The organism is Candidatus Desulfovibrio trichonymphae, assembly GCF_002355955.1.
Taxonomy (GTDB): domain Bacteria; phylum Desulfobacterota; class Desulfovibrionia; order Desulfovibrionales; family Desulfovibrionaceae; genus Desulfovibrio; species Desulfovibrio trichonymphae.
Map to the genome: position 1 here is coordinate 1,362,615 of NZ_AP017368.1, position 26,081 is coordinate 1,388,695.

Here is a 26,081-nt window from a genome sequence, read left to right on the forward strand (position 1 = left end):
GGCAAGGGGAAGTCCCGGCTTCTTTATGGCATGTATAGACCCGCTCTCCGAGTCAAGGATTTTTGAACTGACGGTATCGAATACTGTTCCATTTATATGGAATTATTACAGAAAATTTCAACAGTGCCATGATGATATCCGCGCTATAGCTCCCAATCAATCGACCAATCTTTGAAGATCTTTGCCCTTGGCCGGGTTTTCCCACTAGTCGCCCAGCTTTTTTGCCGTGAAGGGTGGTAAAGCCTTCCATTTTTTCAGCACGATATGTCCGCAGAATCAGGCCAAGAAAAGCGGATTCCTTTTTTACGTCACATAGTTAGTGCTGACGTTCCTATTTGCCAAGTTGAGGATTTCAAAGGCGCAGTAGTAGTTGTCTTCTTTTTTGAGTTGTCGCTGAACACCGCACTATTCGGCCTGCAGTGCAATCCCATAAGAATGTAACCACGTTGCAAAGCGGGGTCGCTTTTCTCTGCGCCGCCTGGCTTCTCCCCGTAGCTGCCGTAATTCCTCGCGCTGTTTGATTTTCAGACAATAACGGGTGAAAGTGACAAGGGAGCGGCCATATTTTGCCAGATGGGAAAGTTTATGCTCCTGCTCTTCCCAATGACGGCGCTTTGCTTGTATAATCGCGGTCTGCTTCAATCGGCCGCTTTGGGGCATTGCCTCATACTCTGAATGATATCTCCGCCATTGGAAGCCTTTACCGCGATGTCTCGACTAAAGAGATTACGCCGGAGTCTTCTTTTTTAAAGCGCAGGCCAATTACACCCAGATTCTTATGGGCTGATTTCTCGCCGGTGGCGCATTTAAAGTCACGCGCCGTCTGTGGTCGGCTGCGGCTCGCGTTTCTGCTGCGGGGCCGCAGCAGACGGCCATCAGGCAACAGCCGTTGACCTTTCGCGGCTCTTCATCCTCGCTGAAAACATGTTCAGAATAACTTGCGCGACAACCCCCAAACAGGTAAACTGACCACAAAAAAGCGGGGTCATGAGCTTTAAATCGTCAAACTCTTCCTTGAAAACGAGGATAAAATAAAGGAGGTTTTATGGAATCACCCCGCAATGGCCTCGCGCTCAAATGTCTCTTAAGCGGCGTTGCGGTGGGCGTAGCGTTTTTTTGCGTTCTGGCATACGGCATGACGACTACGGATCAACGTTCATTCTGTGCGAGCTGTCATCTCATGCAGGAGGCTGCTGTAACCCACAAAATGGGCACGCACGCCGACCGCGCCTGTAATGAATGTCACGCCCCCCACAATCTGCTTGCCAAACTTCAGTTCAAGGCGCAGGCAGGCCTGCATGATTTTCTGGCGAACCAGTCCGGCAAAGATTTGTCTTGCCCGGCCACTTCGACGATACGCGCGGTGGTGAATGAAAACTGCAAGTCTTGCCATGCGCAGACCAATGTAACGGGGGCAGCTATGGACGCCAAATTTTATTGTACTGAGTGTCACCGTAATGTGGCGCACATGCGTCAAAAGCCCTTGAGTACAAGGATGGTAGCGTATGAATAAGCGAATTGTCAACCTCGCGACGGCCGCTGTCGCTCTTTTGGGAGCGGCGCTGCTCTCTGCCTGTGACGATGTCAAAACAGATTTGAAAGCGCCTGTGTACAAAACCGTTCTTAAGGAAGACGAAACCCGCATGTCGGCTTTTAAAGCCGCCTTCCCCAAGGAATACGCATCTTATCAAAAGAACAATGAAACCCAGGTGATGACAGACTACAAAGGTTCTATTGCCTATCACAAAAATGACAACATCAATCCCCCGCCCCATGGCTTCAAGCACGCCCAGCCCTATTTGAAGAATCTGTGGCTCGGCTATCCCTTCAGTTTTGAATACAACGAAGCCCGTGGGCACACGTATGCGATTGAGGATTTTGTCAACATAGATCGCCTGAACCGCTACGGTGCTGACGGCAAGGCTCTTATGCCGGCCACCTGCTGGAACTGCAAAACGCCCAAGATGATGACTTGGTACAAGCAATACGGCGACAAACTATGGAGTATGGATGCCAACGAATTTCGCGCTGCCGACAAAATCAGCGGCATGGACGAGACCATCAATTGTGCGAACTGTCATAATCCCACAAACATGGCACTGCGCCTGTATTCCGAACCCCTCAAAGACTGGCTGAAGCGCACAAATCAAGATTGGAACAAAATTTCACGCAATGAGAAGCGCAGCCTTGTGTGCGCCCAATGTCATTCGGAATATTACTTTACCCACAAGGACAACGGTCCGGCGGCCAAGCCGGTCTTCCCTTGGGACGAAGGCATGAGCGCTGACGACATGTACCGTTACTACATGGGCCACGGCGCCAAGGACGCGTCCGGCAAAACCGGCCCCTTTGTCGACTTCAAACACGCTGCATCCGGCGTGCCCATCATCAAGATGCAGCACCCTGACTATGAAATGTTTGTTGACGGTCCGCACGGTGCTGCAGGAGTGGCCTGTGCCGACTGCCACATGCAGTACCAGCGTGTGGCCGGCAAAAAAATTTCCAGCCATTGGATGACGTCACCCTTGAAAGATCAGGAAATGCGCGCCTGCCGACAGTGCCATGCCGACAAGACGGCAGACTTTTTGCGCGCGCGTGTGATTTATTCACAGAAAAAGGTTTTTGACCAATTGATCAAGGCTGAAGCCCTGTCTGTCAAGGCGCATGAGGCCGTGCGTCTTGCCGGCGCTTACGCGGGCGACAGCGCGGCAGACTATGACACGCTCATGAAACAGGCTGTTGAAATGGTGCGCAAAGGTCAGCTTTTTTGGGACTATGTCTCCGCGGAAAACAGCGTAGGCTTCCACAATCCCGCAAAATCCTTGGACACTCTGGCGACATCTATGGAAAGCAGCCGGATTGCCGTTGATCTGGCTTTGCAAGCCACGAATTACGGCATTTCTTCCGCCATCTCGGGCGATATTGAAAAAATCGTACCGCCCATTCTGGAACACAGCCGTAAGCTGATGCAGTCTCCCGAGCACTTGCAGAACCACCCATGGCTCAAACTCTTGAAACCTTTTCCCGCAGCTCCGCAGGTGTGGGACGGACAAATCCGCCTGACATCCGAAGCGACGGCGAAATAACCTGTTGCAGCCTCAGCAGCCCCCGCTCCTGCGGGGGCTGCTGAGAGCCGGAAGCCTTCTTTGTGGTACAACATCCCGCTAAATTTTGATAATTTTGTCCGCCAACTGCATGCCTGTCACTACGTCCAGCATATTGGTGGTCTGTCCGACTGCTTTTTTGGCGAGCAAGCCGAAATGGTCAAGGCATGCGCCGCACGCAAGAATGCTGACGCCTTGCGCATCCAGCGTCTGCAGTTCCGCCAGCACGGGGCTTCCCTCAGCAGCAAGGGTAACGCCGCCGTTCAGCAGAACAATGCGCCAGAGGGAATCCCCCATTTCAGGCAGGGTGGAGAGAAAATTTTTCATGAGTTTTTCGCCAAGAATATCGTCCCCTGAACCAAACACCGGCGAGATAATCATGACAAGAATTTTTGTCGGTTCCTGATCGGCCGCCTGTTGCTTTACGGGCTGTTGGGCCGCTTCGCCACTGTGTACGGATTGGTCGAGCGCAGCACAAACACGCAGGAGACCATTTTCACGTGTGCAGGAAACGCCGTACCCCCGTGCGGAAAGAAAACGGCTGACATTTTCCAGCGCCGGTTCATTGTCCACAATAATGGAAAGGCTGTCTGGAGAAGATATTTCCAGTTGCTGTTTTACCCGGATAACAGGCTGCGGACAAGGCAAATTTTGACAGTTTATGGTCACTTCACTCATGCAAGGCTCCTTTGCTGATAAAATGTACATTCATCCTACATCATTTTTATCATCCGCATATCAAAGCGTCTTCCTGATCGATTATGTCAAATTCGTGATAAGCGTCGCTGGCCGGGACAAACAGGACGCGTCTGTTTTTTCTGGTCAAGTGCTTTACCGTCAGTTCTCCCTCGACGGCGGCAATGACAACGCTGCCGTGTCCAGCTTCCAGCGAGCGATCCACTATTAAAAGGTCGCCGTCCATGATTCCCGCCCGATCATGGAATCGCCGGATGTCCGTAGAAAAAATGTGGCTGCGGGGGCTGCTTCTCGCGGTGCGTCAGTCATGCCCGTACTAATAAAAGATAGACCGGCCAAGAGCAAGCCGCACACATTGCAACGACAGGGCGGATGCATCTAAAAAAGTCCGCGCTCTGTTTGCACGTCGTAAAGACAAAAAAACTATCGCTAGGATTGTCCACGTTGCCGTTGCCGCCGTCGCGGAGGCGCACACTGTACGCCAATTTCGCGCCGTCTACCTTTACAGATTCAAGGTGTTCCTCGGGCGGCAACACAACAAGACCAGCCACACAGGTTCTGGACAAAACTATGGTCAAGCTTCTGATCTGTACAACAAACAAGGCGGGCTTTACCAATCAGCTTGCCAGACTGCTGCGCATGGTGGCCGTAGATTGCTAGAAGAAAACAGCATACGCTGTACAAAAAACCTGCTGTTTTATCCAGGCTTTTTGTACCGGTTTTACAAGAGCGGCAATTTTGCCGCATTTGAGAGAAAAGATACACGCTCAAAAGATGGGACATGCCTTGGCCAACTTGCTAGGAAATGCCTAACGAGCCAGATATGCCAATAAAAAACAAGTATGCGGCCCATTCAAGAGATTGGTGAGACAGACAGGCACATTGTGAAGCTGTTCGCTGTTGACTTGGACGCTCTTGCAGCTTGACGAAATTGTTGGCGTCAACCGGAACACCGTCAACAGGTATCTTGCCGCTGCGCGCGAGAGAATCGCCCGCTGCTGTGAGGCGAGATCGCCTGTTATCGGCGTAGGTTGAGGAGGTCGTGTTGACTTGAAAGGCGTCATTCACTCTAATGGGCGGGGATATGACGGGCCTCGTGACTATTTGGATATCAAAAGTATTTTAGTGCGCTTCAGGGGCTACAAAAACACACTTTTACTTTCATTTGAAAAAATGCGAATTTAGGTTTAATCTTAGGCGAGAGGAGATATACAAACTGGTGATCCAAATGCTCAGAACTTATCCTCTCAGCTAGGCATGACCCATAGTATAATAATGGGACGCGGTGCTCTGACGCCCGCGGGGAGGCAGATATGCAAAACATAGCAAAGGTAAAACACGGGTGCGGAATGCCTGTGCCGCGCGGCTATGACCCGGAACTGCTCTATGTGGAATGCGGTAATTGCGGCGCGCCCATTATGTGGGGAGAAGGCCGGGCCACGCACATTTTGGCCCAAGCAGGCATTGATCCGCTGGAACTAGACGCTTCCTGCCTGCTCGTCACAGACGCCTGCCCCTTATGTACCAACAGACGTCAATATTCTGTCCAGATTTTTCGGGTCAGTTGCGAAACCCCTCTGCGTTTCGGCACGGCATAAAAGTTGTTTCCGGCGGGAAGTAGCCCGCGTCGTGAGCGCACGCCGCCCTTGTGCGCAACAAGATGTCGGCGCGTTTTTATACAAAAAATAGCCAGGTAATTACGCCGAACAACGGAACTAGGATGCCGACGGACCAGAGCATATACCCGAAAAAACTCGGCATCGCCACTCCCTGCTCTTCCGCGATGGAGCGCACCATAAAGTTGGGCGCGTTGCCGATGTAGCTGTTTGCGCCCATAAAAACCGCACCCGCTGATATGGCCGCGAGGGGTGTTCCCGTGTCGGCCATCAGATGAGCGGCATCGCCGCTGGCGGTGTTAAAAAAGACGAGATACGTCGGCGCGTTATCCAAAAAACTTGACAGTGCGCCCGTGAGCCAGAAATACATGGAGTTGACAGGTTCTCCGTTGTGGGAAACCATCCGGATCAGAGGGGCGAGCGCGCCGTCCGTGCCCGCGCGCAGAATGGCAATGGCCGGGATCATGCTAACAAAGATACCCAGAAAGAGCTTGCCCACCTCGACAATAGGCGTCCAGGAAAAGCCGTTCATTTTTCTGCAGCGTTGGTCTGTATACTTCCAGGAAAGCCTGGCCAGAGCCAGAAGCAGCAGGTCGCGTAGCAGATTTTGACCTTCAATCGGCACGCCGTACACTTCCGCGATCTCGCCCATCTGAACAAGTCCCGAACAAAGCACCACCAGTACCACGCCGAGCAGAAAAAGCAGATTGATCTTGCCGTCCAGACCCAAATTTTCTTCAGCCTTGCCGGGGTCGCGCGGCAACGCGGGAGATCCCTCGCGACGGAAGAGTACCGTGTCCAAAATGTAAAAAATAGTTAATAAAACAGTAGAGATAAAAAATGTTTTCAAAAAAAGATGCGTTGTTGTCCAAAAAAAGCTGACGCCTTTTAAAAAGCCCAGAAAAAGCGGCGGATCCCCGAGCGGCGTGAGGGAGCCGCCGATATTCGCCACCAGAAAGATGAAAAAGATCACTGAATGCACACGGTATCTGCGGTGGGCGTTGGCACGCAGCAGCGGCCGTATCAACAGCATGGCCGCGCCGGTTGTTCCCATCCAGCTTGCCAGTATGGTTCCCACGGCCAAAAGGCCTGTATTGACCAGCGGCGAGCCTGTGAGCGAACCTGTCAGACGCACGCCCCCGGCGACGGTAAAGAGCGAAAAGATGAGGATCAAAAAAGGAATGTACTCCAGCAGCAGGGTGTGTAAAAGCACATAAAGCGCCACGGAGAAGCCGTAAGCGAAAAAACAGGGAACCAGGAATGCAAGGCCCCAGAACACGGCGATTTTGCCGAAATGATGCTCCCAGAAGTGCGGCAGTGTCAGCGGCATAACGGCGATGGAAAGCAGCATGCAGGCAAAAGGAAGTACCCACACGACTGAAAGCTCTGTGCCGGGTATGGAGGGATGATTCCCCCCGGAAGCCAGTGCCGCACAAGACAAAACAAGCGCCGACAACAGCGCGGTGGGCAGCAGAAAGTATTTTGACATAAACGCACTCCAGACAAAACAGACTTGAGGCGTGACGCTGCGTTAGGGCGCAGTTCGTCCCTTTTACGTTAAAACAGCGCTTGTGGAAATTCCTTGTGCTGTGAGCGCGCTCTTGCGCTGAAAAAATTTTTCTGCCACTTTGACACGAACTATGCAACAGTCTTCTCTGCCGACATCCCGCACGTCGCGACGCAAGGCGCGTCTGGCCGAAGTACTGTGCCGCCGTCAATACGATCTGACGCTCGTGCTGGCAAACATTCACGACCAGCACAACGTTTCTGCCATATACCGCTCCTGTGACGCTTTCGGCGTTGGCTGCGTGCACCTGTATTACACGGATACGCCTTTCCCGGTGCTCGGCCGCAAGAGCTCGGCTTCCGCGCGCAAATGGGTGGAAAGTGTCCGCCATTCCACCAGCGCAGATTTGCTGCGCTCTCTGCGCTGCAAGGCCATGCGGGTGCTGGCAACATCGTGCTCTCTTCGGGCCGTGCCGCTGCGCGCTTGGAACCTCACGCGGCCTACAGCCGTGATTATGGGCAATGAACACAGCGGGGTGGATGAAAATTTGCTTGCCCTTGTCGACGGAGAAATCTACATCCCCATGTACGGCATGATACAAAGCTTTAACGTCTCTGTGGCGGCGGCGATTATACTGGCGGAAGCCGCGCGCCAGCGGGATGCCGCGGGCATGTATGTCGCCCCCCGTCTGAACGGGACGGAACTGAAAGCGAAGCTTGCAGAATGGCTAAAAAAGTGAATACTCCACCTGCTGAAACATGTGGCCTCAATTGACAGCTAAAGCCGGCGACATCGGCTTCGCCGATACAGAACTCACACTTTGTTTGGCGCCACAGTTCAAGAAAAAGAAGTGGGGTTTTAACCCTCCCTAAAAGTGGACAGTAAAGTGCGCTAAAAAATCCTTCTGGCTTTAGCCGATTTCGTATACCCTGCCGTCATGTGCAATCCCACACCTCCTCTGGCCCGCCGTTACGCTTTCAAGCTCTTGGCCAATATGGCTTCCGTACCGGTGTATCTGGTGATGGAAGCCATTCTGCCGCGCTCGCTCGGGCCTGCCATGTACGGCAATTACAGCTTTGCCACCAATTTTTTCCAGCATCTTTCCGGCTTTCTGGATATGGGTACCTCCATCTGTTTCTACAACGCGCTTTCACGGCGTCAGGGCGAAACCGGCCTTGTCGGATTCTACGCTGGAATAAGCATGCTGGTGGCCGCCATAACCCTGCTCACCTCACTGTGCATGCTCGTGCCTTCTGTCGGCGCGCTGCTGATGCCAGGTGTGCCCTTGTGGCTTGCGCCACCGGCGGCGCTCTGGGCTTTTTTGACTTGGTGGGGGCGGGTTCTGCGCTCCATGAACGACGCAGTCGGCGTCACGGTGGCGTCGGAAATGGCGCGTGCGGCAACATCCCTGTTTTCTGCGGCGCTACTGGCGCTGCTTTTTGCAGGCTCATACCTGAACATTCACTCGCTTTTTGCGCAGCAATATCTGATGCTGGGCGCCACGGCCTGCGCGTATTGGCTCGTCACCCGACGGCACTGGCGTGTGCGGAATCAGACGCTACGCTTTCGTCTCACCAAAGAGCAGACCTGCGCCTACCGCCGCGAATTTTTTCATTACAGCCACCCGCTCTTTGTGCAGATGTTCCTCTCTTTTTTGCTGCTCACCTCTGAGCGCTGGTTGTTGCAATGGTTTGACGGCAGCGCGGAGCAGGGATTTTTTGCCTTGTCCCAAAAAGTCAGCATGGCCTGTTTTCTTTTTGTTTCAGCCATGACCCCGCTTGTCATGCGCGAACTCTCCATCGCTTGGAGCAACAACGACCGCGAGGCAATGGGACGTCTGCTTACCCGCTTCGCGCCGCTTTTGTATGCGACGGCGGCGTATTTTTCATGTTTTACGCTGGCAGAGGGCCCGGCAATGGTGCGCATCTTCGGCGGCGAACAGTTTTCGGCGGCCATTCTGCCCGTGCAGATCATGGCGTTGTATCCCCTGCATCAGGCATATGGTCAACTGGCCGGTTCCGTCTTTCATGCAACTGGCCGCACAAGTGTGCTGCGCAACATAGCTGCGCTTGAATGCGTTTACGGCTTCGGCGTGGCGTGGTTTTTTCTCGCTCCGCCGCAATTGTGGGGACTGAACCTCGGCGCGGTGGGTCTCGCGCTGAAAACAGTGCTGGTGCAGTGTCTGACCGTCAACCTGTATCTCTGGCTGGCCTCGCGCTTCATTCCGCTCCATTTCTGGCGCAATGTCGCCCATCAGGCATGGAGCCTCGCCTTTCTTTTGCTGCCGGCCTATGCCTGCCGTGAAGCCACAATCGCCCTCGGCATAGGGGAGAGGGATTCCATCTGGCGCTTTTTTGTGTCTGGCGCTGCATACAGCCTGATTGCACTTGTGCTTTGCGCATCCTTTCCGCCGCTTCTCGGACTCTCCCGCCAAGACTTGCGGGAACTGCTTATACGCTTGAAAAAATCCGCCGGATGAAAAATCCGCCGGCCCTGCCAAAATAGAATCTACCGCGTCGCGCTGTTTCGGACAAGGGTGCGCCCGTCGCGCCGGAATCATTGAGCCGTGGCGCGCAGGAGCAGGCATATCTGGCCCTGCGTCAAAATTACGCGGCCGGTGCCGAAAGCCCTGCCCCTGATTATGGACGAAATATTGGTCAATTTTGATCTGCAGCGGGCTGAACGCACGGTGCGTGCTTTTGCGGCGCTGACAAGCGGGAGTGACGGCAAAAGCCATCAGATGCTCTACTTCACCTGCCAGCCGCACATGGCAGACATGTTGCGCAGGGTCGCGCCGGACGCGGCGCTGTTTGCCGTGGCGGACGGGAACATACGGCAGGTCTGACCGTTTCCGTCATTCTTCGTGTCAGGCAAAATAGATCATGGACGTTTTTTTTAGCTCTTTCAGGCTCTTCAGAACAGCGTGCTCCCTGAGCGGGCTTGTGTGCGCAAGTTCCTCAACCACGCCGAGACACTCGGCCTCATTGCGGCCGTGTACCATGGTATAGAGCGTGTACGGCCAGTCAGGCGCAGAACTCGGCCTGTAATAGACGTGCGAGATATGATCGTGTTGCGCGGCCAGAACGCCGCAGGCGTCCACTAAGGCTTCGTTCACCTTCCATGCCACCATGGCGTTGTGCGTCCAGCCTGTTTTCTGGTGTTTTATGCTGGCTCCGAAACGGCGTATGGCCCCGGATTCTTTCAGACGGATCAGCAGGGCAAGCACGTCGGCCTCGCTGACGCCGGTTTCACGGGCAATATCGGCATACGGCGCAAGCGAGTCCGGAAGGTTTGTCTGAACAATGCGCAAAATCGCGCGCTCGGTGTCAGTGAATTTCATGCAGCGCCACGAAAAGACGAACCCGGTGTAGTTTTGACTGATTATAAGCTGTTGTCATAAACTGCAGCATACAGACGATACCGCGAACGGCTTTCAGCGGATGAACGAACGTTCGAAAAGGCCATGAATGGCCAGACGGCTGTTGTCTTCCAGAAAGCGTGTGCCCGCGGTAAACTTCGGGGAGTCAATGAGGGGCTTTTCTGTGGCCGCCTGTACGTCCTTCTTCCAGATAAACCATGAGCTGCGCGCCTGATCGAAGACAAAAAGGGGCTTGTTGCAGATTTTGGCAAATTCCGCCCCCCAGCCTGTGCCGCCTTTCATCGTGTTGTCCGGCTGTATGGCGCCTACAACAAAAATCTGGTCGCCGCTGCTGACCTGCCAACAGATGGATTGCAGCACCTTGCGGAACAGGGGCGCCCGTGTATATTCGCGGCGCATCAGCTTTGAAACGTAGGTCAGGCTGACGTCTTTCAGCGTGAGTTCCTGCGATGTGAGCACACGTACGCCGCGCACGCGCTCTGTTCTGATGCCCTTCAAAACTGTAGTTCACTGACCGGGATTGAGCATACCCCTCCCCTTGGGAAACGCACTTGATTGTCAGAATCTGCATTGTATAGCAATAATATATATCTGACAGGAGAACCAGATGGTTAAGGATAAACAACGCCCCGGCAGAGCCGGGGCGATTCGGTATTCTGTCTGTCTGGTGGCTAGTAACGTGGGACGCGCGGCGTACGGGGCTTTGCCTCGTTGACGCGCAACGCACGACCGCCTAAGCTGAAGTTATCCAGAGCTTCAATGGCGGCATCAGCTTCGCTGTCCTCCATTTCCACAAAACCGAAACCGCGGGCGCGGCCGGTTTCTCTGTCACTGACAAGTTTGACGGAAAGAACCTTGCCGTGCTCGGCAAAAAGATCCTGTACCTGCTCTTCATTTGCTGACCAGGGAAGATTCCCGACATAAATGGACTTGGACATGTAAAACCCTCACAAAAAGAAATAATCCTCCCGCGCGTTCTGTCGACAAAACGTATTGCCGTCACGCGGCTCGTTGTGTGAGAGAAGCATGATTCACGCAACAAGTCAACCCATAATCCATAAATAAACATAATTTTATCGCACAGCAGCCATCCGCGGCCTCGTTTTCAGACCTCCGGACTTTCGGATGGGAGGGGAATTCTCTCGGGGGCCGTGTCTTCAAAAGAAGTGTACGGCGCAATATACTGAAGCTCCGCCATGCCGACAGGGCCGTTGCGCTGTTTGCCGATAATAATTTCAGCGGGGCCTTCCGTCGGCCGCTCAGAGGGCTTCGGGTGTTTGTACACGTCGTCCCGGTAAATGAACATGATAACGTCCGCATCCTGTTCAATGGCGCCGGATTCGCGCAAATCCGAAAGCATGGGGCGCTTGTCGGTGCGGTCTTCCACTTTGCGGTTGAGCTGCGAGAGCGCCACCACAGGTACGTTCATTTCTTTGGCAAGGCTCTTGAGCGAGCGGGAAATGTCCGAAATTTCCAGTTCACGCGAATCAACATTGCGGCGGCCGGCGCGCATGAGCTGCAGATAGTCCACCATAACAAGGCCGAGGTCCTTCTCCGTCTTGAGGCGGCGCGCGCGCGCGCGCAACTCAAACGTGGAGAGGGCGGGCGTGTCGTCAATAAAAACGGGCGCGTTGGAGAGCACGTCCCCGGTATGGTACAGGCGCTGCCAGTCATCGTCGTTCAGCAGCGAGGGCCGCCGTAATTTGCCCAAATCCACCTTGCCCCAGCTTGCCAGCATGCGCTGCATGAGCTGTTCCTTGCTCATTTCGAGCGAAAAAATCGCCGTGGGTATATTCCGGCGTATCGCCGCATTGAGCGCCATGCAAAGCGCAAATGCCGTTTTGCCCATGCTCGGACGCGCGGCGACGATGACCAGATCAGAAGGCTGAAGCCCGGCGGTGAGCCTGTCCAGACGCGTATACCCCGTGGTCACGCCGGTGACCACGTCCCGCGAGTCAGCCAGTTTTGAAAGATTTTCAAAAACGGTGTTCAGCAGATTTCTGGTGGTCGTGAAATCTCGGCCTGTCATGCGTTGCGCGACGGAGAAGACCGCCTGTTCAGACTCGTCCAGCAGGACGGCCACATTGCGCGAGGCGTCAAAACAGTTGGCGATAATGCCGGAGCAGACGTTGATAAGACCGCGTTGCAGGGCCTTGTCGTGCACTATGATTGCATAATATTCCGCGTTTGCGCCGGAAACCACGGCCTGGGCCAGTTCGCCGAGATACACGGCCCCGCCCGCGATTTCCAGTTCTGCCCGGCTTTTGAGATGCTCTGCCACTGTCACCAGATCAATGGGCGCGCCTTTGCGATAAAGTTCCAGATAGGCATTAAAAACAATCGCATGCGCCGGCAGATAAAAATCGTCGGCAATCAAGGTATCCACAATGGCGTTGATGATGTTCGGCCGCGACAGCACGCCGCCCAGCACCGCCTGCTCGGCCTCAACGCTGTGCGGCGGCACGCGACGCAAAATATCCGTCGCACCTGTTCCTCGCGTGCCGGCTTTTAAGGAAGCCACGGCGAGCCCTACAAGGCGCTTTCCGCGGCGACTTCGGCAGGTTCACCATCAGGGGCGGCTGCGGGGACTTCTTCTTCCACAATAGCCTTGTGATCGGAAATCACCTTTATCGAAACAACGGCCGTGACACTCGCGTGCAGACGTACGCGCACGGGGTGTTCGCCAAGCGTGCGGATGGGTGCGTCAAGAAGAATGCGGCGGCGATCCACCTCCACACCCAGCCTGGAAAGGGCATCGCCGATAATGCTGCTGGTCACGGAGCCGTAAAGTTTGTCATTTTCGCCCACATGCATGGGAATAACCACATCCAGTGACTCCAGACGCGCCTGAATGTCTTTTGCCTCCGCGCGTAGAGAGTCCATACGGGCCTCAAGTTTTTTCCGCTCCTGCTCAAACACTTTCAGATTGGCCGGACAGGCCGTCATGGCAAGGCTCTGCGGCAGAAGATAATTACGGCCATACCCTGCCTTGACATTGACCACATCGCCAAGACTGCCGAGATTTTCCACATCGGCGCGAAGTATTAGTTTCATATCCGCCCCCTTTTTAGATCATGCTCTTCTTCTTGACGACAGAGTCGTGCGTGGCGGTGTATATCAGCAGGGCCATCTGGCGGGCACGCTTTATTTCACGCGTGAGCATACGTTGGTGATGGGCGCACACGCCCGTGATGCGGCGGGCGATAATCTGCCCGCGCTCGGTAATGAAGTCGCGCAGTATGTCGGCGCGCTTGTAATTCAGGGGCAATTCCTTGTCGGCGCAGAAGCGACAAAACTTGCGGCGCGGGGCGAATTTTTTTTTAAAAGCCATTTCAGGCAACCTCCCCGACCGCATTGTCGGCCAGTTTGACGGTCACAAACTTGAAAATGCCGTTACTGATCCGGATATTGCGTTCCAGTTCCACAATGAGCTCCGCCGGAGCATGATATTCCAGACGCGTATAACAGCCGCGCATCTGCTTGTGCACAGGGTAGGCAAGATCGCGCATACCCCAGTCGTCCACTTCCGCCATAACGCCCCCTTCGCGCTCAATCACGGCGACAAGCGTATTCAAAAGGGTTTCGCGCTGTTCGGTGGAAAGCTCCGGTGAGAGGAGCAGCAGGGTTTCAAATTTCCGCATGTTTTGGTTCTCCTTGTGGATTAACAGCCCGCGTCTTCCGGCCGCGAGCAAGGGAGAAGTTTTATATAGACTGGTTCTGGGCCTGTCAAGCGGCAGAACAGGGGAGAGATTCACTTTTGCAATGATTTGATTCTAATGTTTGATTATTAAAGTTTTGAGCATTATTTTTAAGTTGCCTACCCTTGACCTCACGCTTTCTCCATACAAAAGGCTTTGCGGTTTCGTTGTAAGCGGTTAAGAATATGGCGCCTTGTTCCTTTTTTCCCGCAATCTGCCGCGGTGTCATCACTCAAGGAAAAATCTTGTTGCTCCCATTTCCTGAAGTGCCTGTGAATCGCGTCTGAATTTCCAAAAATTTCTTTGGCAATGCCTTCCACTGTTATGCCACAAAACATAGACTATCGCCGAGAACACCTTACGCGGGGGCAGAGGCTTTCTTTCTCCACCAACCACGCATTTATACAGCCTTTCTTTTTCCGCTCGGGCTTCGGATCAAGGGCTCAACAATGCCAAAATATATCTGAGATTCCTCAAGATTGTACGCTCATCTACCTGTCTTCATTGGAGAAAAGTATAACAAATTCCTGGGGAATATACAAATTGATTTATGGATAAATTCTAAGTCTTGCCTGCAGCTGCTTATGGCAGTTTGACGCCATTGACGCCGTTGACGGGCGTGTCCTGCTGCCAGCGGCGTATGTTTTTCGCTGTGAAGACGATGATGTTCTGCAGTGCCGATGCCGCGCAGATGCCCGCTGTGCAAGGCTTTTGCAGCAGCAGCCTCGTTCACTAGGCGGCCGCGGGGGGTATTCAATAATAGGTTTGCGGCGTCGCAGGCAGTGCAGAGAGACAACGTCAGAGGCTGCCAGAAGATGATCTAGAGAGGCGAAGGCAAATGGGCTGTATGTCGGCGGATTTTTGGGGTTGAGGCAGGTTCCAGCACGCTCATGTCGAAGACGTGGGCCAGCTCTCCGACACGCCGTCCGATGGACCCGAAGCCTATCAGACCTAATGTAGGCTCACATGCCGGCGAGTTCAAGCAGCATGGCGGCATGCTGGGCGACATCGTTCACGCCATAAGCAGCAACATTGCAGACAGGGATATTTTTTTGAGCAAGAGCTTCAGTGTCACTATGTTGTAGCCGGTTGCCATAATGCCGACCATGCGTGTGGCGGCGAGCTTGTCAATGTTTTTTTTGCGCAACGGGGTCTTGTTGGCCAGCAGTACGGTGGCGTCCTTTGTGCGTTCAGCCAATTTGTCGTGCGGGGTTTCGTCATGGACGCTCAGTTCTCCGAGAGCGGCAAGAGGGATCCAGTCCACATCACCGCATCGCCCTTTGCCGTGCGAGGCATGTTGAAAAAAAAGGCCGCCCCTGCGGGGCGGCCGGGATCATCGGCTGAAATGTCGCGGCCAGCCGTGATCGGTGTGGCAGCCGGACGGCTTTTTGGAAAACGCGTCAGATTTAGTGAGCAACTACGCGGAAGTCATCGCGGCGGTTCTTGGACCAAGCGGATTCGTCGCTGCCCTGCACAACCGGATTTTCTTTGCCGTAGCTGAGCATTTCAAGCTGGCCGGGGTTGACGCCGAGCGTAACCAGATATTCGTAGGCGGCGCGGGCGCGGCGTTCGCCAAGGGCCAAGTTGTATTCCTGTGTGCCTCGTTCGTCGCAGTTGCCTTCAATGCGCACGCGAATGGTGGAATACCGTTTTATCAGGTCGGCTTTGCCACGCAGCATGTCTTTGTATTCGGGCTTGACGTCGAATTTGTCAAAGGCAAAATACACGCGACCGTCAGTGATTTGTTGGATCGCGGCACGCATTTCCGGCGTAAGTTCGTCAACATCACCAGGTTCGCCGGTTTTTTTCGCGCAGCCGAAGCCGGCGCCGATGGCCATGACCAAAGCAAGAATAAGAGCCAAACGTTTCATTAGTGTCCTCCTGAACAGCTCGAACTTCAAAAAACCTTTCCTTTCAGTACACGCGCGCTGGTCTCACTGACAAAGCGCACGATAAGTATGGTATCTGCACAGCTATTTTTGTCAAGGCGTGAGAGGCGAATTCCCGCGCTTTTTCAGAAAAATTTTTCACTCCCCAAAAAGATATTTGTTAACCTATTGAAATATTTTATTGTTCATACTTTGTGGGGCGAGGCTGATGTCGCCAGATTTAGCTGTTAATTGCGGCCACCTGTTTAGCATGTGGAGTATTCACTTTGACGGTACACTCCAACGTGGAAAAGAAGACGGCCCTCCGCCTGTGGGCACCTGTTTCGCGTCGCCGCCGTGCCGTGTCGTCAGGTAGATGCCACCTCCACCGCGTGTGGAGGCAAATGCAATAAAATAACTGTCCGCGCAGAAAGCAGGCTGCTCGTCGCTGCCCGGACCAAAAGTGACCTGTCGTTCCATGCCTGTGACCATATCCTGCACAAAGATGCGGTGGCCGTAGTCTGTCATGCGGCTATAGACCACGAGGGTTCCGTCGTGCGAGAGGTTGGACTCTGTGTTGTACGTGCCGTTTTTGCTCACGCGGACAACGACACCTGAGTTCAGATCCTTGAGGAATATTTGCGGGCCGCCCATGCGCGAGGAGGTGAAGGCCATTTTTGTTCCTGTGCTGTCGAATGTGGGGGAAACATTGATGGAATCGCTCTGTTCCAGCACGCGTTCTTTCTGAAAAACGTGGTTCAGCAGAAAAATAACCGGATATTTGCCGTTGGAAAGCGCTACAGCCACTTTGTTGTCAGGCATGAAAGCCGGGCCTATGACAACATTGCCCGGAAAACGTATGCGCTGCACTTTTTTGTTGTTGCTGTCCCAGACGCCTAGCGCATGGGATTTAGTGTCAATATGGGAAAAAACCACAAAGCGTCCGTCAGGCGACCAAGCTGGGGAAAGTGCTTCGCCCTGCATATTGGTAATCTGCCGCAGGTCGCGCCCTGTGGGTTTAACAAGCCAGACATTGGCGCTTAATTTGCCGGTTTTTTTGATAAAGGCGAGTGTAGAACGGAAAAACGCCCCGTTGCCCGTCAGCGCTTCCAGAAGGTCGGCGCAAAAGCGGTCCGCAACTTCGGGCAGGTCGCGTGCGCTCACCTTCAGGTATTCCCTGCCGAAGAGACGGACGCCGGTGTTTGTTTCAAAAGCGCGCAGATGAACGGACTTTGTGCCGCTGTCGCCGTCCGGCCAGAAGGTGGTGACCAGAATGTCCGACCCGGACAGTTGAAAGCGCTTGAAATCCAGATTCGGCGGCTCATACCCCATGAGCACCGTGCCGCCGAGCACGGATTTAGGGCTTGTCAGCCGCATGAAAGGCAGAAAGCTCAAATTTTGCTCCACAAGCTGCTGCAGGTTACGGCCCATAGCCGTGGCCTCGCTTTGAGGGCTCCTGATGGGCGCCGCCAGCGCAAGGTTGACGATATTCTGGCCAGGGCCGTAAATATCAACACGCATGGCGGCGTGAGCGGCGGGGCTGGCGAACAGTAAAAGACCGAGCGCCAGAACTATCTGTTTTGTCATGGTATTGCCTCCCTTGCGTCAACGGGGCGTCTTCGCGCGACGCACCAGTTTGAGGGTAATGTCAATCGGATTGCCCATATCCGGCTGGGGCGGGGGACATTGCCCGCACTGCGTAAGCCCCGCTGCGCATATTTGTCAAGGACTCATCGCCGGTGCCTTAGCAGGGCGAATTTCGTGACGGCGCTGGCGGCAGCGCCCACACATCGCACATCATGCCAAGCATCTTGCAGCTGTAGCCGCTGTTTAAGTCGGCCGTCGCGACAGTCGCTCCATATGCCGTTTGTGAGACAAAAAGCTATGCTGTGAACAGAACGAGAACGGCATTGCGTTGCCTCCCTTATCTTCCCATGAGTTCGTCAAGCGTGAACACAAGGTCCAGATCAGTATACTCGGACGAGGGCGGCGGCGGGAACTGCCCGGCCTGCCCTGTGCGCACCACCGCGTTGACGGCCGAGGCGTCAAATTGTGGGTTGCCGGAGCGCTGGAAGATGTCCGTCTGCAGCACCTTGCCCTGCATGTCTACCTTGACGCGGACAACACAGCTTAGATTGACGCGGGCGGCAGATGCAAAACCCCAGTTGGGCCGCACAGCCAGCATAACCTGACCAATATAAACATCGCCAAGGCCGCCGCCGGGGCCGGCGCTTTCTCCTCCGCCCCCCCCGCGATTGCCGGAGGCCTTGCGCTGCGCCTGTGCTAGAGCCTGTTCCAGCGCATTGCCGCGGTCTCCCGAATCCGCTCGTGATGAAGCTTTGCGCCGCGCCTGTTCCAGCGCTGCGGCGACAGGATCGACCTTGGGAGGCTGCGTCTGTTTTTCCTGCGCCGATTTTTTGTCTTCTTTTTTAGATTCCTGTTTTGGCTGCGGTGCTTTTTTAGGGGCGACGGGAGTCATTTTTTCTTGAGGCAGCGCAGGTTTTTGTTCAGGCACGGGATCGAGTTTTTTGACGGGTGCTTGCTCCACTTTGGACGGTAAAGGCACAGGCGCGGGCTCTTTGATCTGCGTTCTTTCTGGAGAGGCCGTTTCTGCCTTCGGTGCTGGCGCAGTCGAGGTTTTGGAGGCCTCGCCAGGCTCGCCCATGTGCCCGAGAATGGGCGAGGGGGTTCGGTTGCCGCCGGGATCGCCCTCCACAAGGCTTATCATCACCGGCGGAACGTTAAGCCGGAGGGGTGGATGCTCCGGCCAGAACCAGAAAAGCAGAAAGAGCGCCGCATGCAGGCAGAATGAAAGTACATATGAGGCCGGACGCATGCAAACCTACTTCACCTTGGAAGAGGGAGTTTTGCCCGCGGGCTCAGGTTTTTCCGCAACGACGCCAAGTTTTTCAATGCCGGCGGCTTTGATATGGCCCATGACTTCCACAACCAGTCCGTACGCCACGTTTTTGTCGGCTTGCAGAAAAAGGCCCTTGTTTTTTTCCTTGACAAGCGTTTTCAGATAGCCTTCCAGATCCGCAATGTCGTCAATGCCGTATTCGTCCAGAAAAATTTTGCCGTCACGCCGTACGGTCAGCACCATCTGATCGGTTTCTGTCAACAGCGAATCCACTTGGTTTGTCTGAGGCAGATCCACATCTATGCCCTGACTCATCATGGGCGTTGCCACCATGAAGATAATTAGAAGCACCAGCATCACGTCAACAAAGGGCGTGACGTTGATTTCCGAAACAAAGCCGTTGCCGTTTTTTAAAGAAGATCCCATGATCTCACGCCTCCGTGCCGTTGCGCTGCACGGGACGGTGCGCATTAAGCTCGCGTTGTACCCTGTTTAAAAAAATGCTGGCGAAATTAACGAGCAGCGTGTCTATTTGGGACAATTTGCCCATAAAAAGGTTGAATCCCACTGTGGCGGGCACGGCCACACCAAGGCCGATGGCTGTAGCTATCAATGCCTCGGAAATGCCGGGCGCCACTGTGGCGAGCGAGACGGATTTGAGCACGCCGATGGAATGGAATGATTGCATAATACCCCATATTGTGCCAAATAGGCCAATAAATGGCGCAGTGTTGGCTGTTGTGGCCAGCAGAGAGAGAGAACGCTGCAGGCGCGCAAGCTCGCTGCCCACGCCCTGACGCAGGGCGCGGCGCACGTTGTCCACCACAACGTCGCTGGAGTTGCCGAGCTCTTTGGAACGGTTGAATTCTTGCACGCCCTGATGGGCGATGTAATACAGCGGCGATGTGGGGTCAGAGCCCAGAAGTTGTACGGCCTCGCGCAGGTTGACGGCCTTGCTGAAGCGTTCCGAGCCGTCGCTGGCCTTGTTGTCGGCCGCGCTGAGCATGATTATTTTCTGGATCATCATGCCCCAGCTCGCGATGGACATGAGCCCCAATAGCGCCAGTACGACCTTGGCGACCAGACTGGCCTGGGTGATCATTGAAAAAAAACTGAATTCCATGAGATTCTCCGTTTGATACACGCCGCAAGACGCGCCCGTTTCGATAGGCGGCGGCAGGTTTGAATGGCGACACTGCGGCTTTTGACGCCAGCGGATCGCTCCCGCTGACGGGAGGAGTTCAAAGGCCTGCCATCAAAAAACTTTGCTGCGCAGAATGCAATGGGCGGGGTATTTTTTCAAGGGTTTTTTAGAGCTTTTTATATTCTACTGCGGGCCCATGAGTGGCGTTTCGCTGGAAAGCACCATCTTACTGTTTTCTTTAAAGGATTTTTTCATGGCTTCAAGCCAACGCATGTATGCATAAAATTTTGGCGATTTGTTGTAGGCGTCGGCATAGGTGGCCGCGGCGCTGGCGTCAGCCGCGCCGCGTGTGATCTGTGCGTCGCGTGTGGCCTGCGCCAGAATAACGGCGCGCTGGCGGTCTGCGTCGGAGCGCAGACGCGTGGATTCTTCCTCGCCTTCAGAACGGTATTGTTTTGCCTGGCGTTCACGTTCGGCGCGCATGCGTCCAAAGATGGCACGCTGGTTTTCCGGCGGCAGGTCCGTGCGCTTGATGCGCACGTCAAGTACTTCCACGCCGAAATTTTTCATAAGGTCGGAAACCTTGTTAGTGACTTCTTTCATGATATCCGCGCGGTGCGAAGAAACCACTTCGGTAAGCGTGTACGCGCCCACCAGAGCCCGTAATTGAGAGTAGACCACATCGTCGAGCCGGGCCTGCGCGCCGGGTATGGTGCGCATAGTGCGGTAAAACTGCAGGGGGTTGATAATGCGCCAGCGGGCATAGTTGTCCAACACGATGGCTTTTTTGTCTATTGTAAAGGCTTCGCGGGAACGCGCTTCATAATCCAGCACGCGCGAGTCGAAATAGATGACATTTTGAACAAAGGGCAGTTTAAAGTGCAGGCCAGGTTCGTACACATGTGAAAGAGGATCGCCAAGTTGCAGCACAAGCGCTGTCTGTGTCTGGTGCACGGTGAAGAAACACTGAAATGCCATAAGCAGAAGTGCAAGAAGAATAATGGCTGGAATTAGCGTATTTTTGGGCATTATTTTTTCTCCGAAGTTTTTGGGACTGGAGCGGCAAGGCCGCCTAGGCCCGGCAGCGGCAGCAGGGGAGTTGCGCGGCCGGCGGCGGCGCTGTCCATCAGGATTTTTTCATGCGATCCGGAGAGAATTTCTTCCATGGCTTCATAATACAGCCGCTGCCTTGTCACTTTTGGTGCCTTGTCGTATTCCACGCGTAGCGCGTTAAAGCGCGACGCCTCGCCTGAGGCGTTCTGCATGCGGGTTGTGCTGTAGGCTTCAGCCTGATTGAGCATGGCCGCCGCTTGGCCTCGCGCCTGTGGCAAAAGTTCGTTGTGGTAGGCTTCAGCCTCGTTGATGATGCGGCTTTTGTCTTCGCGGGCGCTCGCCACGTCTTTAAAAGCGTCAATGACTTCCTGCGGCGGGTGTACGTCCTGCAGTTGCGCAGCAAGCACTTGGATGCCTGAGCCGTAGCGGTCAAGAATTTTTTGCAGAAGCTGCGTGGCTTCATTCTGTATTTTGAGCTTGCCGTCGGTGATTGCGGCGTCAATCTGGCTGTTGCCTATAACTTCGCGCATGGCTGCTTCCGCAGCGTTGCGCACAAGCGCCGTGGGCGCGCTCACATTAAAAAGGTAGGCTACAGGGTCGCTTATTTTGTACTGTACGCTGAACTGTACGTTGACGATGTTCTCATCACCCGTGAGCATGGAGGCTTCTTCAGGCACGCTGCGCACCTGCCCCTGCTGGAAGGTGGCGGTCTGCCCCACGGAGCGGAAGCCCACTTCGCTGCGCAGCACCTGCGTTACCTGCGGCTTGTACACAGATTCCAACGGCACAGGCCAGGCGTAATGCGGGCCGGGGCCGACGGTTCTGTTGTATTGGCCGAAACGCAACGCAACGCCCTGTTCATCAGGGTTGACAATATAAATGCCGGACAAAAGCCAGAGCAGCGCAATAATGGGGATCGTGAACCACAGGGCGCGTCCACCTGGTGCGCGCATGCGCTGTAGATTTTCAAAGGGCTTGCCGCCCGGGCCGCTGCTGCCGCAGGAGGTGTGTTTTGCGCGCGGCGCTTCCTGTTCTGCTTTGTCGTCGTGGCCGTCGCGGTCAGCCGGCTGCTTTTGAGGGGGCCTGCCCACCGGCTGCTGTCGCTGCCGTTTTTCTTGTAATTTGTCCCAGTCCCAATTCATGATAGCGTCGGCATCCTTTTATGATGAGGTTGTGTTCTTTGCTGCGCCAAATATTGCATATGTCAGAAATACGCTCAGGTCAAGACAGTCCTCGCGCGACGACATGGCATGTATAGACCAGCCCCCTGAGTCAAGTTGAGGAGTTGCGTCATATTGTGCACCAGCCGCTCCCGACATGCCGGATCTGTTTTTTGTTGAAAATTTTCCGTCAGCTTAGGAGTCTGTAAAATACTGACTCTGCCATTTTCAATTGCTGTTCATTTCTACAACTATTTCTAATGTTGTACTTTCAGCGACTATTCAATTAGAATATATTGCGTGCGACGACAGAATGCGCCCAAGCGACCATGGGCCTCACACGAAAATGAGGAGATAGGAAGCAGAAATCAGTTGGCAACATACATAAAAACTAAATATATTGGCGTCTTCCTATGATAAAGCGATGCCGTCATCTGAATGCAGTCGGGTGGCTAGTGTTGCAGCGTTGCGCAGTTTCTTCAGGGACACCCTTCTTTAAGCTGCTTGACGCACTGTTCGGCAAGCAAGCCTATATTCCTTCAAGATTCCCCTACGCACGCACTGTCAGCGTGGAGAGCGGGAAGAAGTTTTTGAACTGTCGGCGACATTCAACCTGAACGAAGGTGATTTGTCCTCTGCTTGGGCGTATGTGCTGTGCTGGAGGTCTGTCTTTTTGCCCTCAATGAGGCCGTCGGGTATAGCGTTATTGCAGAAAATCTGTCAGCGGTGAGGACGCTTCCGCTCCGTCTTGCCGCGCTCTGACCGCGCCTGCCCCGGCGAGCCATGCCTGTCGGCCGGCTTTAACAGCTGTCTTGAAAGCTGCGGCCATGCGCACGGGATCTTCGGCAGAAGCGATGGCTGTATTGACAAGGCAGGCTGTGGCGCCCATTTCCATAGCTTCACAAGCCTGTGAAGGGCGTCCCAGACCGGCATCCACCACGATAGGCAGATCAATTTCTTCAATGAGTATGGCGATCATTTCTTTTGTGCGCAGACCGCGGTTCGTGCCGATAGGGGCGGCGAGCGGCATGACCGCCGCCGCCCCCGCTTCAGCACAGGCGCGCGCTACATAGAGATCAGGATTGATATAGGGCAGGGCAGTAATACCTTCTTTGACCAGCAGTTCCACTGCTCTGGCTGTTTCGTAGCCGTCGGGCAGCAAATAACGCGTATCGGAGATGACTTCAATTTTTACCCATGTGCCGCAGCCGGCTGCGCGCGCCAAGCGCGCCAGACGCAGGGCTTCTTCAGCGGTGCGCGCGCCGGACGTGTTTGGCAGAAGGCGTATATTCGAAGGAATGTGCGCCGTGATGCCCTGCCCGTTCTTATCAACACGGCGCATAGCCACGGTGACCACCTCGGCGCCGCTCGCTTCGGCAACAGCGGGAATAAGGCTGTTCGCGCCGAATTTGCCTGTGCCGAGAAAGAGGCGGCTTTGCAGGGGTATCCCGCCGAGTATAAAAGGGATATCAGCAGTCATGGCTATCCGCCGCCGACAAAATGTACAATTTCAAGCGTGTCATTTGCCTGCATGCAGGTTTGCGCAAACTCTTCATGCGGCACAATGCGGCCGTTGAGCTCTACCACAACGGTTTTCACATCATTGCCGCGTTTCCTGAGCATATCCGTCAGGCATGCGGACAGGGGGAGGGATTCTGTCTTACCGTTGACCAGTACGTCCATGTTTCCTCACAAGTGTTTGTCGCGGGTTAAAATAGTCTCTCCGCATGAGGAATGCAAGAGTGTCAAATCCACAATATATTGGAGAGTGAAAACAGCCGGACGTATTTTTTACTACACGCCGACAAGCGCAAGTTGGCTCAACATGGAGGAAATATGGTTCGATATTTTGTCCCGGAAGTCTTTGCGCAGGAAGAGCTTTAGGGGCACGCAAGAACTTGCCGTTCATACCTTCGCAAAAAACATCGCCTTCCTTCAGTAGAGAACAAAATTTTCCGTTGTGACGCTGTACAATTATCTGCTGCGCCGCACGCGTGTGCTCACCCTGCAATGAGAGACGTGATGGAAGAAAAACCCATTGACAGACTTGAACATGATCCCCTTCATTGACATCATGCTGGTCTTGCGGACAATTTGCTGAACACCTCCAGCTTTATCGCCTCGGGACGTATTTCGGTGAATCTGCTGCAGGCCTTCGGCAAGCGCCGGGGAGACGCCTGAAACGGAACGGAAGTGATAGAAATTGACGCGAAAGGCGTGATCTACTACGCGGGCAAGGCCGTTGCCCCGGAGGGAGTGCGCGGCGAGCTGGAAGGGCTGGACAAAAGTACGGCTTTCCTGCTGCGAGCGGATAAGGAAGCGCGTCCTGCAGCGCTTTGTGGACGTGGCCGATGTGCTGAAACAGCTGAAATTCGCCCGAGTGGCATGCAGACGGAAGCGTTGGGCAAATGAGCATCGCGGCGACAACGAGCCGCTTCACCCTGACGCGCGGCCTTGTGCTTTCCTGCCTGTTGCACGAGCTGCCCGCCACGCTGTGGCTTGCGCTGACGTCCGGCATATTTGTTCCTGCATGCGCGTCAGACGTGCTGCGCGTGGAACTTACGGTATGATAGCGAACGGCAGAAGAAAGAAGAACACGCTACCGCGTCTGCCGAACTTGAACCTGTTGTTCCGCTGCCGGACGCGGGTGCCCTTGGACCAGCGCTCGCGCCGCAGTCCATTCGTCCTCATCCTGCGGAAATGCGGTGCGTACGCGCGGCGTGCAGCTTTTGAGGATTCTCGGTCGCTGGCGCTCCGGTCGCCTATGCGCCGCATCCAGCCCTGGCCTCATCCGGGTAGAGCGCTTTCATGCGCGCAAGCATGGCCGTGAAGCGGTTTTGCAGTATGGCCCGTCGCGCCTCGCGCGTGAGGCGCAGATAATAGGTGAGATTGTGCAGTGAGTTGAGCCGGAAGGACAACATCTCCCTGCTTGCAAACAGATGGCGCAGATAGGCGCGTGAAAACGTGCGGCAGGTGTAGCAGCCGCAGTCAGGATCCAGCGGGCTTTCGTCTTCCGCGTATTCCCGCCGTTTTATGTTGATCTTGCCCACAGAGGTGTAGAGCGTGCCGTTGCGCGCGTTGCGCGTGGGCAGTACGCAGTCGAACATATCCATGCCCGCGTGAATGCCGTGCACAATGTCAAGCGGCGTGCCCACGCCCATCAGGTAGCGCGGCTTGTCTCGCGGCAGCAGGGGCGCCGTGTGGGAGAGCATCTCGTACATCTCGGCCTTGCTTTCGCCCACGGAAAGACCGCCCACGGCAAAGCCGTCAAAGTCCACGGTGCAAATTTCTTCCGCCGATCGGCTGCGCAGATCTTTGAAAAAACCGCCCTGGACAATGCCGAACAGAAGATTGCCCGCAGCGCCGGCCGGATACGCGGCGCGGGCACGCTTTGCCCAGCGCGTGGTGAGCGCCAGTGATTTTTCTGTGCAGGCGTAGTCCGTGCCGTAGGACAGGCATTCGTCCAGAACCATCATGATGTCGGCATTGAGGTTGCGCTGTATGTTCACCACATTTTCTGGAGTAAAGAAATGGCGTGAGCCGTCGAGGTGCGAGCGGAATTCCACCCCCTCTTCCTGTATTTTGCGCAGAGAACTCAGGCTGAAAATTTGAAAACCGCCGCTGTCTGTCAGAGCGGCGCCCGGCCAAGAGGCAAAGTTGTGTAGGCCGCCGCAACGCGCCACCAGCGCGTCGCCGGGGCGCAGGTACAGATGGTAGGTGTTGCCCAGAATGATCGGCGCGCCGACGGCATGCAGGTCGTCCGGGGCGAGGCACTTGACCGAACCCACAGTACCCACGGGCATGAACACAGGCGTCGGCACTGCGCCGTGCGCTGTTTGCAGCAGGCCCGCGCGGGCGGTGCCGTCTGTTTGCAGCAGCGTGAAAACCGTGCTTGTCATGGCGGGCAGCTTAGCGGCAGACGGGGAAAGTGTAAAGTTTTGCTTGCGCGCGGCGGGGAATGACAAGGGGCGTTTTTCATGACATAATGGAATCAGG

Annotated in this window: 29 protein-coding genes and 3 pseudogenes; 11 read left to right on the forward strand and 21 right to left on the reverse strand. The window is 54.9% G+C overall.

Going from position 1 to position 26,081, the window contains the following annotated elements:
• The first annotated feature begins 1,045 nt into the window (after positions 1 to 1,045).
• Both RSDT_RS06605 and RSDT_RS06610 read left to right on the forward strand, forming a co-directional pair.
• On the forward strand, positions 1,046 to 1,513 hold the full coding sequence (locus RSDT_RS06605) for a NapC/NirT family cytochrome c (protein WP_096400186.1): 468 nt from the start codon (positions 1,046 to 1,048) through the stop codon (positions 1,511 to 1,513).
• Positions 1,506 to 3,086, forward strand: a complete 1,581-nt coding sequence (locus RSDT_RS06610; RefSeq protein ID WP_096400188.1) for an ammonia-forming cytochrome c nitrite reductase subunit c552 — start codon at positions 1,506 to 1,508, stop codon at positions 3,084 to 3,086. Before RSDT_RS06605 ends, RSDT_RS06610 begins: the two co-directional genes overlap by 8 nt.
• 78 nt (positions 3,087 to 3,164) lie before the next feature.
• Here RSDT_RS06610 and yedF read toward each other — a convergent pair whose 3' ends face one another.
• Both yedF and RSDT_RS07600 read right to left on the reverse strand, forming a co-directional pair.
• Positions 3,165 to 3,782 carry a sulfurtransferase-like selenium metabolism protein YedF gene (gene yedF, locus RSDT_RS06615; RefSeq protein ID WP_096400190.1) on the reverse strand — a complete coding sequence of 206 codons (618 nt, stop codon included), beginning with the start codon at positions 3,780 to 3,782 and terminating at the stop codon, positions 3,165 to 3,167.
• Between the two features lie 49 nt (positions 3,783 to 3,831).
• Entirely contained in the window at positions 3,832 to 4,026 is a 195-nt protein-coding gene (locus RSDT_RS07600) for a LexA family protein (RefSeq protein WP_269457528.1), read from the reverse strand.
• A 218-nt stretch (positions 4,027 to 4,244) separates the two neighbouring features.
• Here RSDT_RS07600 and RSDT_RS07960 point away from each other — a divergent pair, with 218 nt between their 5' ends.
• The 3 genes and pseudogenes from RSDT_RS07960 to RSDT_RS06630 all read left to right on the forward strand — a co-directional run bounded on the left by RSDT_RS07960 (position 4,245) and on the right by RSDT_RS06630 (position 5,398).
• Positions 4,245 to 4,460, forward strand: coding sequence for a hypothetical protein (locus RSDT_RS07960; protein ID WP_408606700.1), 216 nt, complete (start codon positions 4,245 to 4,247; stop codon positions 4,458 to 4,460).
• A 169-nt stretch (positions 4,461 to 4,629) separates the two neighbouring features.
• Positions 4,630 to 5,055 (forward strand): annotated as a pseudogene (locus RSDT_RS07965) (hypothetical protein).
• Between the two features lie 58 nt (positions 5,056 to 5,113).
• Complete coding sequence (locus tag RSDT_RS06630) at positions 5,114 to 5,398, forward strand: hypothetical protein (RefSeq protein WP_096400192.1); 285 nt, start codon at positions 5,114 to 5,116, stop codon at positions 5,396 to 5,398.
• A gap of 76 nt (positions 5,399 to 5,474) precedes the next feature.
• Here RSDT_RS06630 and RSDT_RS06635 read toward each other — a convergent pair whose 3' ends face one another.
• Complete coding sequence (locus tag RSDT_RS06635; protein WP_096400194.1) at positions 5,475 to 6,905, reverse strand: sodium:proton antiporter; 1,431 nt, start codon at positions 6,903 to 6,905, stop codon at positions 5,475 to 5,477.
• A gap of 151 nt (positions 6,906 to 7,056) precedes the next feature.
• Between RSDT_RS06635 and RSDT_RS06640 the strand changes: the two genes are divergently transcribed.
• The 3 genes from RSDT_RS06640 (at position 7,057) to RSDT_RS06650 (ending at position 9,768) form a co-directional block, all read left to right on the forward strand.
• Positions 7,057 to 7,662, forward strand: a complete 606-nt coding sequence (locus RSDT_RS06640) for a TrmH family RNA methyltransferase (RefSeq protein WP_096400196.1) — start codon at positions 7,057 to 7,059, stop codon at positions 7,660 to 7,662.
• A 198-nt stretch (positions 7,663 to 7,860) separates the two neighbouring features.
• Positions 7,861 to 9,402: a lipopolysaccharide biosynthesis protein gene (locus RSDT_RS06645; protein WP_096400198.1), complete on the forward strand. Its 1,542-nt coding sequence runs from the start codon at positions 7,861 to 7,863 to the stop codon at positions 9,400 to 9,402.
• Between the two features lie 87 nt (positions 9,403 to 9,489).
• On the forward strand, positions 9,490 to 9,768 hold the full coding sequence (locus RSDT_RS06650; protein ID WP_096400200.1) for an ATP-binding protein: 279 nt from the start codon (positions 9,490 to 9,492) through the stop codon (positions 9,766 to 9,768).
• Between the two features lie 21 nt (positions 9,769 to 9,789).
• On the opposite strand, the gene ahbB is transcribed toward RSDT_RS06650, so the two are convergent.
• From ahbB to thiS, 17 genes and pseudogenes are all read right to left on the reverse strand, one after another.
• Positions 9,790 to 10,263: a siroheme decarboxylase subunit beta gene (ahbB, locus tag RSDT_RS06655; protein WP_096400202.1), complete on the reverse strand. Its 474-nt coding sequence runs from the start codon at positions 10,261 to 10,263 to the stop codon at positions 9,790 to 9,792.
• Positions 10,264 to 10,356: 93 nt separating this feature from the next.
• Positions 10,357 to 10,813: pseudogene (locus RSDT_RS06660) on the reverse strand (hypothetical protein); the annotation flags it as partial.
• Between the two features lie 160 nt (positions 10,814 to 10,973).
• Entirely contained in the window at positions 10,974 to 11,240 is a 267-nt protein-coding gene (locus tag RSDT_RS06665; RefSeq protein WP_096400204.1) for an RNA recognition motif domain-containing protein, read from the reverse strand.
• Between the two features lie 167 nt (positions 11,241 to 11,407).
• Entirely contained in the window at positions 11,408 to 12,823 is a 1,416-nt protein-coding gene (gene dnaB, locus RSDT_RS06670) for a replicative DNA helicase (protein ID WP_231941839.1), read from the reverse strand.
• A gap of 8 nt (positions 12,824 to 12,831) precedes the next feature.
• Complete coding sequence (rplI, locus tag RSDT_RS06675) at positions 12,832 to 13,356, reverse strand: 50S ribosomal protein L9 (RefSeq protein WP_096400206.1); 525 nt, start codon at positions 13,354 to 13,356, stop codon at positions 12,832 to 12,834.
• Positions 13,357 to 13,369: 13 nt separating this feature from the next.
• Entirely contained in the window at positions 13,370 to 13,633 is a 264-nt protein-coding gene (gene rpsR / locus RSDT_RS06680) for a 30S ribosomal protein S18 (RefSeq protein WP_096400208.1), read from the reverse strand.
• Between the two features lies 1 nt (position 13,634).
• Positions 13,635 to 13,943 (reverse strand): 30S ribosomal protein S6, encoded by a 309-nt coding sequence (rpsF, locus tag RSDT_RS06685; RefSeq protein WP_096400210.1) that lies wholly within the window; start codon positions 13,941 to 13,943, stop codon positions 13,635 to 13,637.
• 1,069 nt (positions 13,944 to 15,012) lie between these two features.
• Positions 15,013 to 15,264 (reverse strand): Rossmann-fold NAD(P)-binding domain-containing protein, encoded by a 252-nt coding sequence (locus RSDT_RS07610; protein WP_231941840.1) that lies wholly within the window; start codon positions 15,262 to 15,264, stop codon positions 15,013 to 15,015.
• A gap of 142 nt (positions 15,265 to 15,406) precedes the next feature.
• Positions 15,407 to 15,871 carry a peptidoglycan-associated lipoprotein Pal gene (pal, locus tag RSDT_RS06700; protein WP_096400214.1) on the reverse strand — a complete coding sequence of 155 codons (465 nt, stop codon included), beginning with the start codon at positions 15,869 to 15,871 and terminating at the stop codon, positions 15,407 to 15,409.
• Positions 15,872 to 16,150: 279 nt separating this feature from the next.
• Positions 16,151 to 17,455 (reverse strand): PD40 domain-containing protein, encoded by a 1,305-nt coding sequence (locus RSDT_RS06705; protein WP_096400216.1) that lies wholly within the window; start codon positions 17,453 to 17,455, stop codon positions 16,151 to 16,153.
• Between the two features lie 337 nt (positions 17,456 to 17,792).
• The gene (locus tag RSDT_RS06710; protein WP_096400218.1) at positions 17,793 to 18,704 is read right to left on the reverse strand and encodes a cell envelope integrity protein TolA; all 912 of its coding nucleotides are present in this window, start codon (positions 18,702 to 18,704) and stop codon (positions 17,793 to 17,795) included.
• Positions 18,705 to 18,710: 6 nt separating this feature from the next.
• Positions 18,711 to 19,154, reverse strand: a complete 444-nt coding sequence (locus RSDT_RS06715; protein WP_096400220.1) for an ExbD/TolR family protein — start codon at positions 19,152 to 19,154, stop codon at positions 18,711 to 18,713.
• A gap of 4 nt (positions 19,155 to 19,158) precedes the next feature.
• Positions 19,159 to 19,851, reverse strand: coding sequence for a MotA/TolQ/ExbB proton channel family protein (locus RSDT_RS06720; protein ID WP_096400222.1), 693 nt, complete (start codon positions 19,849 to 19,851; stop codon positions 19,159 to 19,161).
• A gap of 204 nt (positions 19,852 to 20,055) precedes the next feature.
• A complete protein-coding gene (gene hflC / locus RSDT_RS06725) occupies positions 20,056 to 20,901 on the reverse strand; it encodes a protease modulator HflC (RefSeq protein WP_096400224.1) in 846 nt (281 codons plus the stop codon).
• The gene (hflK, locus tag RSDT_RS06730; protein ID WP_096400226.1) at positions 20,901 to 22,067 is read right to left on the reverse strand and encodes an FtsH protease activity modulator HflK; all 1,167 of its coding nucleotides are present in this window, start codon (positions 22,065 to 22,067) and stop codon (positions 20,901 to 20,903) included. The genes hflC and hflK overlap by 1 nt, the downstream gene beginning before the upstream one ends.
• Positions 22,068 to 22,788: 721 nt before the next feature.
• On the reverse strand, positions 22,789 to 23,565 hold the full coding sequence (locus tag RSDT_RS06735; RefSeq protein ID WP_096400228.1) for a thiazole synthase: 777 nt from the start codon (positions 23,563 to 23,565) through the stop codon (positions 22,789 to 22,791).
• A 2-nt stretch (positions 23,566 to 23,567) separates the two neighbouring features.
• The gene (gene thiS / locus RSDT_RS06740; protein ID WP_096400230.1) at positions 23,568 to 23,768 is read right to left on the reverse strand and encodes a sulfur carrier protein ThiS; all 201 of its coding nucleotides are present in this window, start codon (positions 23,766 to 23,768) and stop codon (positions 23,568 to 23,570) included.
• Between the two features lie 106 nt (positions 23,769 to 23,874).
• Between thiS and RSDT_RS07970 the strand changes: the two are divergent.
• The 3 genes and pseudogenes from RSDT_RS07970 to RSDT_RS07080 form a co-directional block, all read left to right on the forward strand.
• Positions 23,875 to 24,000 (forward strand): annotated as a pseudogene (locus RSDT_RS07970) (IS630 family transposase); the annotation flags it as partial.
• Positions 24,001 to 24,278: 278 nt separating this feature from the next.
• Entirely contained in the window at positions 24,279 to 24,497 is a 219-nt protein-coding gene (locus RSDT_RS06750; RefSeq protein ID WP_096400234.1) for a hypothetical protein, read from the forward strand.
• A complete protein-coding gene (locus tag RSDT_RS07080) occupies positions 24,494 to 24,655 on the forward strand; it encodes a hypothetical protein (protein WP_172414424.1) in 162 nt (53 codons plus the stop codon). Before RSDT_RS06750 ends, RSDT_RS07080 begins: the two co-directional genes overlap by 4 nt.
• Positions 24,656 to 24,847: 192 nt before the next feature.
• On the opposite strand, the gene tgt is transcribed toward RSDT_RS07080, so the two are convergent.
• A complete protein-coding gene (tgt, locus tag RSDT_RS06755; protein ID WP_096400627.1) occupies positions 24,848 to 25,984 on the reverse strand; it encodes a tRNA guanosine(34) transglycosylase Tgt in 1,137 nt (378 codons plus the stop codon).
• Positions 25,985 to 26,081: the final 97 nt, after the last annotated feature.